Here is a 14,590-nt window from a genome sequence, read left to right as displayed (position 1 = left end):
TTACGGGAGCAGTTGAAACTCATAGATGACTGGTTCCGTTTTCTATTTTTTGTTAATACACTCTTTCTAGTATTTAAATGCAAAATACATATTTTTCTACTTGAATGTCATAGATGCAAAGCATTCATACATATTTAGCATTTAACAAATGTAATAATAAATCTGGTTCCTCTCATTCTGAAATGTCATTAAATCTAACCTATAGATGTAATATAGAAAAGAGAAGCTTATTTACTAATAATCTTCTCTAACTGCTTCAATTAAATTTTCTTATTCCTTATATCGAATCTTAAACTTAGCTTGTGCATTACCTAAAAATACGATTGTTCCATCTTTAGGTAATATAACTTTTTTAATACCTGTAATTAGAGAATCATTCACTAAGACTCCCTTGCTGTCATAAACTGCAAAGGCTGCATTTCTCGGTATATTTACAGTAATTTCCTTATCAACTGATTCCTTACCTATTTTATACCATCTAGCATATCCATCTTTCTTAATTGCACATGTGAATTTATTCTTAGTTGAAAAAGTTTCAATTGCATCTTCTTCTGCAAAAATATAACCACCTGCACTTAGGTATTCAACCTTATCCTTTTTATAAAATGTGTAATCGACTAGATCACGTGATAATACACCTGGCCCATCTAATATAGCAACAGCTGAATTATTATCCACAATTTTACTTAATCCAAAATATCCTTCAAGCCCTTTTGTAAAACTAACTTGTACATTGGGAGATGCCAACATACATAACGAGGAGTATTTCTCGTTTAATAAGAAGTATTTCTTGCCCTCTCTTTTTGACCAAGCTTGTGAAACACTTTTTGTTAATTTATTTACATTCTCTTTTTGTGCCACATAAAAATTTGATATTGTTTGACCTAGCAATGGTATACTTTGACAGTCTGTTCGTTTGATGTAAATTTTCCCATTTGTTGCTTCTACGAATTTTAAGCTTGTCCCTCCTTGGCTGGATACGAACGTCCCATCCTTTGTATAAACAAAAGTTTGCAACCCATTTTGTGCTATCTGAGGAGATGATAAACTTAATATACCTGTTTTATCAATTTTCACATCAATAAATCCTAATAAATTTGATGCATATAAGCCCTCATATTTTTTCATCTCTGTTGGAACAGTTGTTTTTTCTGGTGTAGTAAATGTCTTATCCTGTTTGATTTCACTAATTACACCTTTTTCTTTTAATGCAGCAAGAAGTATTTCTTGAGCCATTACTTGATTATAAGCGCTGTTTCCACTAGAGCTTATTACAGCCACCGCCATATTTTGTTCTGGTAAAACAGTCAAATTACCGTGATACAGAATACTATCTCCACCTTTTGATAATGCTTTGATATTATACTGGTTGAATGGATAAGTATTTACGCTATCCCATCCTAGTCCATAGCCCAATATATTATCGGTACCGTCTGGCCAAATACCATTTAGATATTCCTTATTCTCCATTGCCTTTATGGATTCTTTCGAAAGGATTCCATTTGAATTTTTAGTAAAAGTTGTTGCAAAAGTACATAAATCTTCTGCACTTGAATAAATCCCACCAGCACCAATAGCATTTAAATTTTCTACTGGTAACTCACTAGAAATTCCATTAAAATATGTCTTTGCTAATCTAGCTCTATCAAATTTACTAACTGGTGTTTTAGTATCCTCCATTTTGAGAGGATTAACAAATGTATTTGTTACGTATGTTGTATAATCAATTCCTGTCACATACTCTACTAGAATTTGAGCAAGCGTAAAACCATCATTGCAGTATACGCAGTAAGCACCGGGATCTGCTTTGAGACGTTGCGACTTTAATTGCTCTAAAAAAGTATCATGAGCATAGGTATCATTATCTCCGAAAAGAAATGAATTGGAAAAACTAGATCCCATTAAGCCTGATGAATGATTTAACAACATTCTGGATGTAATCTTCTTATATCTGTCATCTGCCATTTTAAAATCTTTAATATATTCTGTAATAGGAGTATCCAATTTAATTTTACCGTCATCTACCAATTTCATTACAGCAGTTGTTGTAAACATCTTACTGATTGAGCCTATACCATACATATTTTCTGCTTTTAAGGCTGTAGTATTTTCTTTTGAATATACACCTGAATTACCAGATAAGACAATCTTTCCATTATCTATTAAGGCATATTGTACACTTATACTTCCATAAGTAGTAGTCATACACGAAGCTTTTTTCTCTGCAACAGCTTTCGTATCGGCGTAATCACTTATTGAAAAGCTTTCAACCTTATTACTGCTTTCTTTCTTTACTTCTACTTCACCGCTGGTTTTAATTTTCAAATCTGTTGCACTTGAATCATATGGCGATTTTGTTGTCGATGTTCCTATTGATGTGTCGTTGGCAGCAAAAGCTGTCATTGATGATGATGCACATATTAGCATCATCAATAAAAATGTAAATATACGTCTTTTCATCTTCATTTTATATGTTCCCCCTTTTGTTTATGAATGTTGTCTAACAATATCATATTACCATAAAATAATGGAATAATAAGAAATATATTGTAAAATATTTAATATATCACATGATACGGGCCGACGAGACATTGATGCATTCTTAAGAACTATATTTAAATTCACAGGCACAATGTCTTTTCCATTTCTTCAGTTGTGATTATATCTAATCCATTTGTAACTCCTCTAAAGAAAAAGTTTTATTTTCAATAAATGTTACCTTACACTATTGTAAAATAACCTAATAATATTGTCGTGTACTTATAAAGTTTACAACTATATTACAATTTATTTATAGCCAAAATGAATAAGTTGTAATAAACTTAACCTAATATGTATAATTGTAAACTATAATGGGTTAATATTATATTTTTTAGAATTAATAACTTATAAAAACTAATATTATGGAGGGTTTATATGGATAATAACTTAGAAACGCAAGAAAATAGAAGAATTGGAATCAGAACTAAGAAAAAATCAAAAAAAATATTTAGCAAGATACTTTTGGGTGTTATGATTATATGTATCTCGCTTATAGCCATAAATTATTTTACTAAAGATGATTATATTACTCTAAGTAAATCAGAAATAAATCTTTATATAAATGCAGCTGATGCTGTAAGTAAAGGTAAACTTCAAGTTGATTGGAAAAACTTAGCTGCTATTGATGGAGTTAGATATAAAAAAGATTTTTCAAAAGCTAATAAAGAAAATTTAAAAGAATTAGGGGAACTATTTTTAATGAAAAATAGTACAAGCAGTAAAAAAATTAATTACAAACTTATAAGTATAGATGCTGTGTTAAATAACTTATCTTTTAATAATAAAAATAAAGATAAAATTCATAAATACTTAGCACAACTAGAATTTATAGGTTTAGTAAATGGTAATTTAAAGAAGGATTCTTCATGTAGAATTTTTATTGAGGAACTTTCACCAAAATCTATTGAACTATATAATAAATATAAAATCCTTCCTTCTATCACAATAGCTCAATGTATATTAGAATCTGCTTGGGGTAAATCAGATTTAAGTATTAAAGCGAATAATTTATTTGGAATAAAAGCTGATAGTAGTTGGAGTGGTAAAAGTGTAAATATGACTACATCAGAATATCATCATGAAATTATAAAAGCTGATTTTAGACGATATGAAAACAAAGTAGATTCTTTAGATGATTATGGAAAATTTCTTTTTGATAATGATAGATATAAAAAAAATGGAGTTTTTGAGGCTTCTCAGTATATACAGCAAGCTCAAGCACTTGAAAATGCTGGATATAGTACTAAGCAAGATAATAATGGAAATAACGTATATGCCGATTTATTGGTTTCCATAATAAAAGAAAATGATTTACAGCTTATTGATAATAGAGCACAGAGTCAAAAATAAAAGGTGCCACCCAGGTGGCACTATTTTTCCATAATTTCTGAAGTCTCTTTTATCTTATATTGACGAGCTCCATCCTTAGTGAGCTCAACAACTTTTTCAGCGATTTTATTAATAAAGTACCTATCATGAGAAATACAAATTATCGTACCTTCAAAATTCATTAAAGATATTTCTATCATTTCTCTTGAGTTAATATCAAAGTGGTTGGTAGGCTCATCTAAAATTAATAAATTAATGTCTTGCTGCATAAGCTTGCATAGCCTAAGCCTACTTCTTTCTCCACCAGACAAGGTTCCTATGGTTTTAAATACATCATCTTTAGTAAATAGAAACTTTGCCAAGGCACTTCTTGCTTTCTGCTGTGAAATAGTTAAATCCTCTCTAAATTCTTCTAACACTGTTTGACCATTGTTTTTAAATGTAACATTTTGTGCAAGATAGCCTATTTTAACCTCTTCGCCATATCTTATAATTCCTTTATCAGCTTTACATTCTTTTACAAGCATTTTGGCTAGTGTACTTTTTCCTGTTCCATTTCTCCCTACAATGGCAAGCCTGTCCCCATATTCAACCTTTAAATTTAAATTTTCAAAGAGCATCTTATTATGGAAGGATTTAGAAAGTCCTACAATCTCTAATACCTCATTAACCTCTTTATCCCTTAAAGCAAAATCTATATTAATCTTCTTATCCTCCAAACGTGTGATAATAACATTGATTAGTTTATATATAACTATGAATTGATTTTAGATTGTCTCCACAGAGGAAAATATCCTAGCTATGACGCGGCTAACATTGAATCTGTAGCTTTAGCCCAAAAGCTTTGCTATGTGCTAGACGAGCCTTATGACACATATTATATTCATTCCAAAGAGAACTAAAATAATTATATTTTAACTTTAATTGTAATTGTTTACATGGTATAATTATGAAATATCTTTAAAAAAATGGTAAGGTTATTTATGGATATCTTTGCTAATCAATAAACAAGGAGAATAAGTAAATGAAAGACGCAAATCAATTAAAACAGCAGTTAATAGATATTAGAGACAATAACTGGAGTATTCCAAGTGGTATTGATAAGTATGAACTAGCTCTAGATATGCTAGAAAATATAGGTTCAATAGATCCCGACCTTAGAGATGGGCTTATTTTAGAACTTCTTTCAGACATGATTGTAGAAAACTATTTAACAAATGAAGAAGTAAAAAATATATTGGAATTATCATTAAGTGAAAAACATTTATTCTACAATATGGGTAAAACTGAAGATGATTCTGTTTTTAATAGAACCTTTACTTTATTAGTTTTAGATTTAATACTCTATCGTCATAACCAAAGTGAGGATCCCCTTTTTACAGAAGAACAAATAAAAAGGATTTATGCAGATGTAATAAGATATTCAAGGCAAGAAAAAGATACAAGAGGGTACGTAGAAATTAAGGGTTGGGCACATTCAACTGCTCATACAGCTGATGTGTTTAGTCAAATTGCAAACTGCAAAGAAACTAAGAAGCCAGAATTAATAGAAATGTTAAAAGCAATAAAAGAGAAGGTATGTATAAACCATTATGCATATACAAATTGTGAGGACGAAAGGCTCATAAGTGCTGTTACCAAAATAATTGAGAGAGCAATTCTTAATGATGAAGAGTTTATAAATTGGATAAAAAACTTTGAAAATATTAAACTTACTGGCAAGTATCCAGAGGACCACAATATAACAAGTAACCGCAAAAACTTTTTATCAGCACTATATTTTAGACTTAAAAGGAGAAATGAGAAAAAATCATTTATGGATACAATAGAGCAGGTATTAAATAATACAACTCCAAATCATTTTAAATAGTTGCATAGTAGAATTTTTAACCCAAGGTGCCACACACGTGACACCTTGCAAGTTACAAAAAAAATAGTGCTCCAATGGCACTATTTTTTTAAGTTAAATCAAATATATTAGTATCAACAGTAAATATCCCCTTCTTAAATCGTTAATAATGCACATTCTCTCATAATTTCATGCCCTTTTTCTGTTAAATGAATCCCATCAATGTAAAGTTGTTTAGGATATAAAGTTTTTTTAGCAGTTTCTAAAGCATTATAAAAATCTATAAACAAAACTTGTTCTTCATTACAATAATTTAATACCCACTGCCTATACAATTTGATCTTTTCATTTACTTTTAAATAGTCCACATCAAAACTCCAATGTTCAAGTGCTAAATCTTTGTCTGTTAGAGTTTGTATGCCTATAATAGGTATTATTCCATATTCTTTTGCTTCCTTAATTAGGCGGCTTATTTTCGCTTCAACACTACTCACCGTATATCCCTTTAAAAAATCATTACTGCCACCCATTATGATTACATGACTTGGAGTTTTTTCTACTATATCAATATAATGCCTAGAAATCATATCAGCAGTTGTTTCGCCATTAACACCTTGATTTATAACTTCTACATCTAATTTTTTTCTAATTAAATCTACCCAACATTTCCCTCTTATAATCCCATATCCATAGGTTAAGCTATCACCAAAACATACCAATTTCATAAATTTTGTTCAGTCCTTTCTAAAGCATATTTAAATTTACTATTTATAATATATAAAACCATATTTCATAAAAAAGCTCTTCGTTTTTTCAATGAAAACAAACCATAATTTATGATTTCGTTATATTTATATATATAAGTATAACATTAAATTCATTGACAATAAGTGCAAAAAGCGATATCGTATATATATGGTATACACGATATCGCATTTTATATACGCTAGCTAAAAAGAGGTGAATTAATGAATATTACTATAGATTACACAAGTGACTTACCTATGTATGAACAAATAAAGGCTTGTATCAAATCAAATATACTTTGTGGAAAACTTCAATCAAACGACCCCCTTCCCTCAGTTAGGCAGCTAGCGAAGGATTTGAACGTCAGCACTATTACCACAAAAAGGTCATATACAGATTTAGAACATGAAGGCCTAATATATACGGTATCTGGCAAGGGTACTTTTGTAAATACTGTGGATGTGTCAAAGTTATTATTAGAAAAAAAAGATAAATTAATTAAAGATTTTAAGAATATGACTCGTGAAATAATAGAAGCTGGGGTAACTAAAGAAACTCTTATGGAAATAATTCAGACTATCTAGGGGGCAATAAAAATGGAAAATATATTAGAAGTTTTAAATTTAAATAAAGATTTTAGGGGTTTTAGCTTGGATAATGTAAGCTTTACCCTTGAAAAAGGATGCATTATGGGATTTATAGGACAAAACGGAGCAGGGAAAACTACTACTATTAAGTTAATATTAAATGCAATAGGGAAATCCTCAGGACAAATTAAAATTTTTGGAAAAGATAATGTTAAAGAAGAGATATTTGTAAAATCCCATATTGGCTATGTACCAGATGAAGATTATTTTATAAGTACCTCTACTGTGCACAATCATGCAAAAGCACTTAGCCTATTTTATGATAATTGGAGTAATGATATTTTTAATAACTATGTTTCCAAATGGCGAATTCCCTTGGATCAAAAAATAGGTGAGTTTTCTAAGGGTATGAAAACAAAAGCAATGTTTGCTCTTGCCTTTGCACATCAGCCAAACCTTTTAATCCTTGATGAGCCCACCGCAGGACTTGATCCCGTTGCAAGAATTGAGATTTTAGACATACTTCGTGAGTTTGTGTCTGATGGAGAAAAATCAGTATTCTTTTCAACACATATTACCTCAGATTTAGATAAAATAGCGGATTATATAACTTTAATTCATGATGGTAAAATAATAGAAAGCCTTTCAATTGATAAACTTGAAGAAAAATATATTGTATTAACTGGAGGCATGGAAGAGCTAAAAGGGCTTGAGCATCAGTTTGTTGGAATTAGAAAAGGTGAGATTGCTTTTGAGGGTTTGATTTTAAGAGAAAAAGCTAATGAATTTTTTAAGGACATCAAAGGTACTAATCCTAGTGTTGAAAATTTATTAACCTTTAATATTTGGGGGTGTGATAAGGTTGAAAAGAGTTATTAATATAATTAAAGCTTTTAGATTTATGTATCCAAGCGGTTTTAACTTGGCATTACCTATTTCTATGATTTTTAATGGACTATTTGCAGGACTATTTGTAATAATGATATGTTCAAATACAACAAGGATGGTACATAATTATGTAAACAGAGGAACAATAATAAAATTTAGTGCTATAGTTATTCCACTACTGTATTTATTTAGCTTACCTTATGTATTTATTTTAAGAACTCAAGGTATTGCTGGATTGAAAGGAAAAGTCACCGGTAATCTAAATGATTTTCTAATACAAGCACCATTATTAAAAAAAGATGTATATAATGTGAAATTCGGAATTTTTCAAATGCTAAGTATTCCATCTTTTATTACAGTAGTATATCTTATAGGATTAAATCTTTTTATCGGCACAAGTGAGCTTATATCGGCATATTTAGGATTTCTTGTATTAATTCATTGTATATGGACTATGAGTGTGTCAATAAGCTTTTCACCTTTATACTCTAAAAAATATAAGTCTTTTAGGTATTTGTTTCCTGCATTATTATTATCACTATTTATATTTTATTTATTAAATATTCCCTATGTACAACCAGATACCTTAGTAAACGCACAAAATATGTTTAGTGCTCTAGGTCCAATGTTCATTCCTATATTAAAAGCTTGCAGATATATCGGCGGGTTTTCAGGGTTAATTGTTATACTTATTTCAACTATAATCAGTTACTTTATAGGCTTCAAGTTACCTTTAAAAATCTCGGAGGAGGTGGGTAATTGAAATGAAAGAACTACTATTAAACTATGTTAAAATGCTCAAAGCTGGATTCTTTTATAAAACCTTTTTATATGCATTACTTTTGATTATTCCTTCAGTAGTGAAGGCATTCTCTACTGTACGAAGTGACTTTTATGAAACATTTTTTGTAATCATAGTAGGATTCCTTGTTGTATCCTTGGGTATGAATGAACTATCTCAAAAAAGATATATTTTCTGTTTAACTCTTCCTATGAGAACTAACGATATTATAAAGATTACTTATCTCCATATGTAAATGGCAAGTACTTTCCGTGAAATTTAGGAAAATAATTTCCTTGAATAATTTCCAGTTAATAATTCCCATTTAAATCAATAATTGTCTATGTTCCAATCTATAACTCTTGCCAGTAATGTTGAAAAGTTCACATTTATAAGTCAGTCTATCTAGTATTGCAGTGGTTAAAGCAGGGTCACCTAATAATTCATTCCAGTCTTCAAATCCTTTATTTGATGTGATAATTATGGATGTTTGCTCGTAGAGCTCTGATACAAGTTTAAAAAACAGATTGGCTTCATCACGTGTTATAGGGAGATACCCGACTTCGTCAATAATTACGAGTTCTGAGGAATGAATTTTATTTACTTTGCTCTTACTTTTCCTTGATATATCAGAGGTCTTCAGCGCGTACATTAGATGATCCATCGTAGTGTACGTAACTCTATATCCCATCTCAATAGCTTTGTATCCAAGAGCAAGACAAATGTGAGTTTTACCAACGCCTGGCGGCCCTAAAAAAATCAAATTAAAGATGTCATCTATCCAATCCATATCAAGAAGTCTATTGATTTTTTTCTTAGAGATTGATTTTTGAAAATCAAAGTCAAAATTATCCAAAGTCTTTATAGTTGGGAAACAGGCATTCTTTAAACGTATCTCTTGTGCCCTCTTTTCTTTAGTCTTTATTTCCCCTTCAAGCACTGTTTCCAAAAACTCTTGGTAAGAGCTATCCTTAAGCTCCGCATCCTTTATTAATGCCTCTACACACTCGCATAGATTGTAAAGCTTAAGTGTTTGTCCCTGCTGCTTTAAATCCTCTATTTTGCTCATTTTTTATCCCTCCATTGCCTGTTTGTATTCATTGGTATCTCTAACCTGTGTCTTAATATTTCTGTACTTTTCAGGTATAGGATTACTTTGAGGCTGTTTAACATGTTCAGAGGTAGTTTGTTTATCCTTCATAAATAATATTGTGTCATTAAAAAGAGTAGCGCTAAATAGATTTCTTTTAATACAGTAATCCAAAGAGTCCCTTATTATTGCTGCGGAAGTAGCTGCAACAGATTTTTTAATAACACTTAGTTGATCCCTCATATATCTAGGTTTTAGCTCTTTTATGCTATTTAAAAACTGTATTGAATCATCACCACTGCCAAGTAGAACTAAAACCTCTTTATACATATCTTCAAGCTTTGTATCCCTCTCTCTTTCTGGATGAGTTATCTTTATCAGCTTGCCTTTTTCTTTGCTTAATTTATGTTTTGTAATCAATATTTTTGTTTCTATATCAGTGATTATTACTAAATCACTATCTATTTCAAGCTTAACGCTTTTGCCTGGTGAGTAGGTCCCTTTAGGAACACCATACCTGTTTTGTTTGTACAAAATAGTATTGTCTTTCCTTACAACATAGGTTAAACTTGTATTAGATGTTAATTCATTAACCACATTAGGTATCGGAAGAAGATGTTCCTTTTCTAGAGCAAACACTTCTCTTGGTATCTTTTTTGTTGTTCCATGTATCTTTCCATTTCCTGTCCTTTCAAGCCATGATTGGCATTCTTCGTTAAATGTAGCGATGTCAGAAAATATTCTATGTTCAGCAAAGTTATATTTAACAAATTTAACCACGGCCTCAATTCGGCCCTTACTAGCTGGATCAAATCCTCTGCATAAGTATACTTTGAATTTCATTATGTCTATGTATTTTTGAAATTCTTCAGTAAATATGATATCACCATAATTTTCATTCACCGCTAGAATTCTGTCTTGGTCATACACAATTTCAATAGGCATACCTCCTAAGTGTTTAAAAGCCATATCATGAGCTTGTACAAAATCTATGCTTGTAAATGGCCTATCCATCCATAATGCAAATTTGTATCTAGAATGGGAAAGAACCATCGTGAAACAGTAAAGTTTAATTCTATTGCCCTTATCTGTCTTAAGCCATATTTGTCCAAAATCTACCTGTGCTTGATATCCCATTGGGAGATCAGCAACCGCTTCATACTGCCGTATATGCTTTATTTTTGGAATCTTATATTCAGTCCTTATGCAGCTTAAAAAGTTTCTAGCACTCCTATCAGTGCAATCCATACTTCCATACTTTTCTTCCAACCAGTCAAATATTTGCGAAGTACTCATATCTGGATAATCCCTCAACCACGATATAATTTCTTCCTCATATTGGTCTAGCTTTTTAACTCTACTTTTTCTCTTTTCCAGTAATTTAGCATATTCATCAGGTGTCATATTCCAATAATTTGATACCGTTTCAAAATCAATCAATAAGTTTCTTGATGTCTGAGATTTATTAAATCCTCTCTCCTTCATTTCTTTAATTTCACCAAACAATTTCCAGCCCTTCAATCTTTTCAATTCTCATCACCTCTTCAATTCTATTGTACAGAAAAGGTGTTTGTTTTTGTGGTTATTTGGAAATTATTCCGGGTTCTTATTTTCCTAAATCTCATGGTTTTAGTTTACCACTTACACCATACCTATGTAATTTATATTATAGGTTTCATTGGTACTCTTTTTGTATCAATTTTTAGTCATCAACAACTGCCTGCGTCATACTTATTATTTATTGTGCTTTATCTTTTATGTACAAATTTCCTTTATCCAGCATTGGCTTCTTGTGAATTGAAGCTAATCAATGATTCCTATTCATATGCATGGGCTACTATAGTGCTGGTGGGTATGAGTTTTATCGCCTTATGTTCCTGGATTGTTGGACCTAATAATATTTTAAAGTGTGATCTCCTAGCGATTATAATTGTCAGCTTTCTAGCAGCATTTACACTTAAGAAGTCTTATAAACTAACATTAAAAAAAGTAATGGGATTTTAAGCATCAGGCGACCTAATTATTAGGTCGCTTTTTATTTTCAATTCACTAGTTCTAATTTTTATTATATATCAAAAATAGGTTGTAATTTTTAATACATAATAATATAATAGAATCAAATGTAAATGCAAATGGTTTGCATTTACACAATTCAGTAAAAAAATTATTTTTGGAGGCATAGAAAATGAAAACAAAAATCGACATAATTTCAGGGTTTTTAGGGTCTGGGAAAACTACTTTAATAAAAAAACTACTTAAAGAAAAACTACATAGCGAAAATATAGTTATAATTGAAAATGAATTTGGTGAAATTGGTATTGATGGAAGCATACTTGAGAAATCAAATGTTGAAGTAAAAGAAATTAATTCTGGGTGTATATGTTGTACGCTTGTTGGTGAGTTTGAAAAAGCTATTGAGGAGATTGTAACAAAGTATAATCCAGATAGAATAATTATAGAACCATCTGGAGTAGCAAAACTTTCAGATATAATCAAAGCCTGTGAAACAACTAAATTAAAAAATCTAATAAAAATTAATATGATTATAACTCTTGTAGACATATTAAAATATGAACTATACATAGATAACTTTGGTGAGTTTTTCGAAAATCAAATAGAGAATGCAAAAACAATCATCTTAAGTAGAACTGAAAAATCTGATAGAGAAAATCTAGAGTCTGTAGTTAATTCTATACGCAAGTTAAATAATAAGTGTAATATAATAACTACAGCCTTAGAGTGCCTAACTTCAGATATTATAATAGATGTTGCAGAGCAAAATGATTCAGCATCCTTAGAAAAGCAAATAAGGAGTGCAAAAAACTTTTCTATAAAAGGTCACACTTATACTAAAGAGACTGAAAATGTAAATTCTCACCCCCATAACCATGCTGCGAATGAAGTTTTCCAAGTTTGGAGCGTAGAAACTCCAAATGCATACAATGAAGACGAATTAAAGAAAATTCTCAGCAGTTTATCCAATGATAAAACTTATGGATTTATTTTAAGAGGAAAAGGCATTGTACAAAGTGATAAAAACAAATGGTTACAATTTGATTATGTGCCTGGTGAATTTGAAGTGAAAAATATCGACCCTAATTACACAGGAAGATTATGTATAATAGGTGAAAACTTAAATAAGAATAAACTTTGTAATTTATTTAATGTAACAGAATAGATGGGTTTTAGATAATGAAAATAAAAGTAGATATAATTACTGGTTTCTTGGGTTCTGGTAAGACTAAATTTATAAATGATAAACTTATAAATGAAGATCTCGTAAAAAATAAAATAGTCATAATACAATGCGAAAAAGGACAAACAACCATAGATTATGTGGGTATAGAAAATGAAAATTTATTTATTCAAAATGTAAGCAAACAAAACCCTATAAATGTAGAGTATATGAATAAAATCATTGAAAAATATAAACCAAATAAAATCATTATAGAAGCCAACGGCATAGAAAAAATCCATGACTTATTAGAAATTTTTGACTATTTTAGTATAAGCAGAAAATGCACTGCGCCTAACATTGTACATCTTATTGATGCCATAACCTTTGATCTTTTTATGAATAATCTAGGAAAAATGCTTATAAATCAAATTTCAAATAGTGATTTTATCATTCTAAAGAATACAACTGCTTTAAATAAGGAAAAAATAAAGAATATAAAAGGAACTTTAAAAGGGATAAACAAGTCAGCTAAAATAAGTGAAGAAATTTTAATTGAGACTAAACCAAATTTTTTTAATAATGAACTTTTACTTCTCATGACAATTTTTTTTCTAACTGTAGCCTATTTGTTGTATTCTATTATAAAACCAATAGGCTTTGACATTACTAATATTATTTTACCTTGGCTACAAAGATTCAATACAATATTTCTAAGCATTTTAATTCAAGCCTTTCCCTTTATATTATTTGGTGTATTTTTTTCTTCTATAATACAAGTATTTGTATCAACAGAAAAAATAACAAAGGTTTTCCCAAAAAATACTGCACTACAATTTATTGTGGCTATATTGGCAGGATTTTTCTTTCCGGTATGCGATTGTGCCATTGTACCTGTAGGAGCACGCCTTGTAAAAAAAGGCGTACCTCTACCTGCAGCTATAACATTTTTGCTGGCTGCTCCTATAGTAAATCCAATTGTTATTGCTTCTACTTTATATGCATTTCCAAACCAACCACTTATAGCAGTATATAGGACATGCTTAGGCATTATAGTAGCGTTTTTTGTTGGTTTGGTATTTCTTCTTTCTCCCGAAAAAAATCCTATGCTATTAGACAATACCAATAAATCATTTTGTAATTGTGGATTTTGTAGTGATGATTATAATAATATAGATGGGTTTAGGCAAAGGATAGATGCTATATTCAAACATGCAGGGTCTGAATTTTTTGGAGTAGGAAAATTCTTAATTATTGGTTCATTTCTTTCTAGCATAATGCAGACTACAATCCCAAAAGATCTATTTCCAACCTTAGGTTGCGGAATTATAATTTCAATTTTAATCATGATGTTATTTGCATTTATACTTTCAGTATGCTCAACATCCGATGCTTTTATAGCAAGACCTTTTATCAATCAATTTCCTCTGGGAGCAGTAATGGGCTTTTTAGTACTTGGTCCTATGTTAGATATAAAGAATTTGCTTATGCTTTTGGGAAACTTTGAAAAAAGGGTTGTTATTAAACTTGTAATTCTAATAACTGTGATTTCCTTCGTGGTATTAATTTTTTTCTCTATGCTATTCTAATGGGGGTATAATTT

At 30.2% G+C, this 14,590-nt stretch carries 14 protein-coding genes; 9 read left to right on the top strand and 5 right to left on the bottom strand.

The features are described 5' to 3' along the window. Window positions 1–270 precede the first annotated feature (270 nt). Window positions 271–2,466: a serine hydrolase domain-containing protein gene (locus G9F70_RS08055; protein WP_164944989.1), complete on the bottom strand. Its 2,196-nt coding sequence runs from the start codon at window positions 2,464–2,466 to the stop codon at window positions 271–273. A 450-nt stretch (window positions 2,467–2,916) separates the two neighbouring features. On the opposite strand from G9F70_RS08055, the gene G9F70_RS08050 reads away from it, so the two are divergent. Further along, window positions 2,917–3,891: a glycoside hydrolase family 73 protein gene (locus G9F70_RS08050; RefSeq protein ID WP_164944990.1), complete on the top strand. Its 975-nt coding sequence runs from the start codon at window positions 2,917–2,919 to the stop codon at window positions 3,889–3,891. Between the two features lie 20 nt (window positions 3,892–3,911). Here the strand turns inward: G9F70_RS08050 and G9F70_RS08045 are convergent, their stop codons facing one another. Then, window positions 3,912–4,589 (bottom strand): ATP-binding cassette domain-containing protein, encoded by a 678-nt coding sequence (locus G9F70_RS08045; protein WP_224617473.1) that lies wholly within the window; start codon window positions 4,587–4,589, stop codon window positions 3,912–3,914. 42 nt (window positions 4,590–4,631) lie between these two features. On the opposite strand from G9F70_RS08045, the gene G9F70_RS08040 reads away from it, so the two are divergent. Beyond that, the gene (locus tag G9F70_RS08040; RefSeq protein WP_224617472.1) at window positions 4,632–4,772 is read left to right on the top strand and encodes a GNAT family N-acetyltransferase; all 141 of its coding nucleotides are present in this window, start codon (window positions 4,632–4,634) and stop codon (window positions 4,770–4,772) included. Between the two features lie 122 nt (window positions 4,773–4,894). Then, window positions 4,895–5,740 (top strand): DUF2785 domain-containing protein, encoded by an 846-nt coding sequence (locus G9F70_RS08035; RefSeq protein WP_164944991.1) that lies wholly within the window; start codon window positions 4,895–4,897, stop codon window positions 5,738–5,740. 134 nt (window positions 5,741–5,874) lie between these two features. Here the strand turns inward: G9F70_RS08035 and G9F70_RS08030 are convergent, their stop codons facing one another. After that, window positions 5,875–6,444: a GDSL-type esterase/lipase family protein gene (locus tag G9F70_RS08030; RefSeq protein ID WP_164944992.1), complete on the bottom strand. Its 570-nt coding sequence runs from the start codon at window positions 6,442–6,444 to the stop codon at window positions 5,875–5,877. Window positions 6,445–6,687: 243 nt separating this feature from the next. Between G9F70_RS08030 and G9F70_RS08025 the strand changes: the two genes are divergently transcribed. Genes G9F70_RS08025 through G9F70_RS08010 form a run of 4 tightly spaced genes read left to right on the top strand, consistent with a single transcriptional unit; the run spans window position 6,688 to window position 8,978 of the window. Beyond that, complete coding sequence (locus G9F70_RS08025) at window positions 6,688–7,050, top strand: GntR family transcriptional regulator (RefSeq protein WP_164944993.1); 363 nt, start codon at window positions 6,688–6,690, stop codon at window positions 7,048–7,050. A 12-nt stretch (window positions 7,051–7,062) separates the two neighbouring features. After that, complete coding sequence (locus G9F70_RS08020) at window positions 7,063–7,932, top strand: ABC transporter ATP-binding protein (protein ID WP_164944994.1); 870 nt, start codon at window positions 7,063–7,065, stop codon at window positions 7,930–7,932. Continuing rightward, window positions 7,916–8,704, top strand: coding sequence for a hypothetical protein (locus tag G9F70_RS08015; RefSeq protein WP_164944995.1), 789 nt, complete (start codon window positions 7,916–7,918; stop codon window positions 8,702–8,704). The genes G9F70_RS08020 and G9F70_RS08015 overlap by 17 nt, the downstream gene beginning before the upstream one ends. Before the next feature lies 1 nt (window position 8,705). Continuing rightward, complete coding sequence (locus G9F70_RS08010) at window positions 8,706–8,978, top strand: hypothetical protein (protein WP_164944996.1); 273 nt, start codon at window positions 8,706–8,708, stop codon at window positions 8,976–8,978. 69 nt (window positions 8,979–9,047) lie between these two features. Here G9F70_RS08010 and istB read toward each other — a convergent pair whose 3' ends face one another. Further along, the gene (gene istB, locus G9F70_RS08005) at window positions 9,048–9,791 is read right to left on the bottom strand and encodes an IS21-like element helper ATPase IstB (RefSeq protein WP_164948088.1); all 744 of its coding nucleotides are present in this window, start codon (window positions 9,789–9,791) and stop codon (window positions 9,048–9,050) included. A 3-nt stretch (window positions 9,792–9,794) separates the two neighbouring features. Next, window positions 9,795–11,342: an IS21 family transposase gene (istA, locus tag G9F70_RS08000; protein ID WP_224617433.1), complete on the bottom strand. Its 1,548-nt coding sequence runs from the start codon at window positions 11,340–11,342 to the stop codon at window positions 9,795–9,797. Window positions 11,343–11,997: 655 nt separating this feature from the next. On the opposite strand from istA, the gene G9F70_RS07995 reads away from it, so the two are divergent. Next, complete coding sequence (locus G9F70_RS07995) at window positions 11,998–12,990, top strand: CobW family GTP-binding protein (protein WP_164947829.1); 993 nt, start codon at window positions 11,998–12,000, stop codon at window positions 12,988–12,990. A 14-nt stretch (window positions 12,991–13,004) separates the two neighbouring features. Then, complete coding sequence (locus G9F70_RS07990; protein ID WP_164947828.1) at window positions 13,005–14,576, top strand: permease; 1,572 nt, start codon at window positions 13,005–13,007, stop codon at window positions 14,574–14,576. Window positions 14,577–14,590 lie beyond the last annotated feature (14 nt).

It is taken from the genome of Clostridium sp. FP1 (genome assembly GCF_011065975.2).
In the GTDB taxonomy this organism is placed as follows: Bacteria; Bacillota; Clostridia; order Clostridiales; family Clostridiaceae; genus Clostridium_AD; species Clostridium_AD tagluense.
Note: the sequence above shows the minus strand (reverse complement) of the source record. Positions and strands in the feature narration are given on the sequence as shown.

Coding starts and splice junctions, on each gene's coding strand:
- G9F70_RS08055 (WP_164944989.1), bottom strand. CDS start 2,466: ATGAAGATGAAAAGACGTATATTTACATTTTTATTGATGATGCTAATA.
- G9F70_RS08050 (WP_164944990.1), top strand. CDS start 2,917: ATGGATAATAACTTAGAAACGCAAGAAAATAGAAGAATTGGAATCAGA.
- G9F70_RS08035 (WP_164944991.1), top strand. CDS start 4,895: ATGAAAGACGCAAATCAATTAAAACAGCAGTTAATAGATATTAGAGAC.
- G9F70_RS08030 (WP_164944992.1), bottom strand. CDS start 6,444: ATGAAATTGGTATGTTTTGGTGATAGCTTAACCTATGGATATGGGATT.
- G9F70_RS08025 (WP_164944993.1), top strand. CDS start 6,688: ATGAATATTACTATAGATTACACAAGTGACTTACCTATGTATGAACAA.
- G9F70_RS08020 (WP_164944994.1), top strand. CDS start 7,063: ATGGAAAATATATTAGAAGTTTTAAATTTAAATAAAGATTTTAGGGGT.
- G9F70_RS08010 (WP_164944996.1), top strand. CDS start 8,706: ATGAAAGAACTACTATTAAACTATGTTAAAATGCTCAAAGCTGGATTC.
- istB (WP_164948088.1), bottom strand. CDS start 9,791: ATGAGCAAAATAGAGGATTTAAAGCAGCAGGGACAAACACTTAAGCTT.
- G9F70_RS07995 (WP_164947829.1), top strand. CDS start 11,998: ATGAAAACAAAAATCGACATAATTTCAGGGTTTTTAGGGTCTGGGAAA.
- G9F70_RS07990 (WP_164947828.1), top strand. CDS start 13,005: ATGAAAATAAAAGTAGATATAATTACTGGTTTCTTGGGTTCTGGTAAG.